This window comes from Synechococcus sp. WC101, from assembly GCF_047461555.1.
In the GTDB taxonomy this organism is placed as follows: Bacteria; Cyanobacteriota; Cyanobacteriia; order Thermostichales; family Thermostichaceae; genus Thermostichus.
The window spans coordinates 1-1,471 of sequence record NZ_JANSHG010000290.1 but is presented as its reverse complement, the minus strand read 5'-3'; the positions used below and the strand labels follow the sequence as shown (position 1 = coordinate 1,471).

Below are 1,471 nucleotides of genomic sequence, written 5' to 3'. Positions count from 1 at the left end.
AGGGCTAGATGGACGGCACCTGATCGAGATTGGGGTTAACTGCTCCCTTAAGCAGCTTTTGGAGCATGGCTTTTTCCATGCTGACCCCCATCCGGGCAACCTCTTGGCCATGCACGACGGGCGGCTGGCCTACATCGACTTTGGCATGATGAGCACCATCCAGCCCCACCAGCGCTACGGCCTGATCAAGGCCATCGTCCACTTGGTGAACCGGGATTTTGTTGCCTTGGCGCAGGACTACGTGGATCTGGAGTTCCTGGATCCCGATACGGATCTCACCCCCATCATTCCCGCTTTGGAAGCTGTCTTTGCCGAGGCCCTGGGCAGCTCCGTGGCCGAGCTGAACTTCAAAAGCATCACGGATAAGCTCTCGGGGGTGATGTACGATTTTCCCTTCCGCGTGCCTGCCTACTACGCCCTGATCATCCGCTCTTTGCTCACCCTGGAGGGGATCGCCATCAGTTTGGATCCCAATTTCAAGGTGTTGAGCGTGGCCTATCCCTATGTGGCCCAGCGGCTGCTCACCGACCCGGCTCCAGAGCTACGCGCCGCCCTGCGGGAGCTGCTGTTTAACCAGGGGCAATTCCGCTGGAACCGCTTGGAGAACCTGCTGCGCAACGCCGCCAACAGCGAAGACTTTGACCTGCAGGGATCCCTGGAAAAGGCCGTCGATTTTATCTTTTCCGAGCGGGGGGCTTTCTTGCGGGAGCGGCTGGTGGATGTGCTGTTCTCCAGCTCGGGGAACGGCACCTCAGACGGCTTGGCTCATTTGCAACGTCTGTGGGAACTCCTCAGCCGCAACCCGACCTTTCAGCCGCTGCAGCTTCTGCCCATCGTCGCCAAGATAGCCACCAAGCCGGAAGCCCAGCAACTGGGCCGGCAATTGGCCTCCCGCTGGTTGCAACGCTCGGCAGCCCGGCTTATCCGCGACCTATTGTTGTCGGAGGATGAGAAAAAGCCCGTAAACGGGCACAACGGGAGCCCTGGGCCGATGAAAGCTGCAAAACCTGCTGCTGCCTGACCTTCCCCTTGCGCTGAACAGACCAGAACCTTTCTGCTCTGCGGGGCAACAAGACCAGCCTCCGGGAAAAAGCTTTGGGTTGCCCCGCGAGTGTCGGCCACTAACTAAGAAGAGCAAGCCGGGAAAATCCCAACGACATCCTTATGTTGAGAGAAGCAGGCAGAAGGAACTTTCCCGGCTGAACCCAATGGCGCAGTCTCTTCAGCGTAGTTCAGGTCTGCCCCGACGAGAGTCTACCTCTCCTAGCTGGCGCTCTCGTCTTTGGGGCTGACGGCATTGAGGGCTAGCGTCATCCACTCAGAAAATTCATCGCGGCGGAAAACCTGGGGGCAGGAGCGCGGGCCAAAACGCAGCAGGCTGGGCATGCCGTACTCCTTGAGGCGGTTCTGCAGCCAGGTGCCAACGCCGGTTTTGCCGTCGTTGGGCATTTCGGTTTGGAAGTCGCTGTAC

At 59.3% G+C, this 1,471-nt stretch carries 1 protein-coding gene and 1 pseudogene; one reads left to right on the top strand and one right to left on the bottom strand.

What is annotated here, in order from left to right; genetic code table 11:
* Positions 1 to 1,021: ABC1 kinase family protein (locus NW809_RS12560; RefSeq protein ID WP_414402296.1), on the top strand; the 1,021-nt coding region annotated here is incomplete at its 5' end.
* Positions 1,022 to 1,263: 242 nt separating this feature from the next.
* Here NW809_RS12560 and NW809_RS12555 read toward each other — a convergent pair.
* Positions 1,264 to 1,471 (bottom strand): annotated as a pseudogene (locus tag NW809_RS12555) (hypothetical protein); the annotation flags it as partial.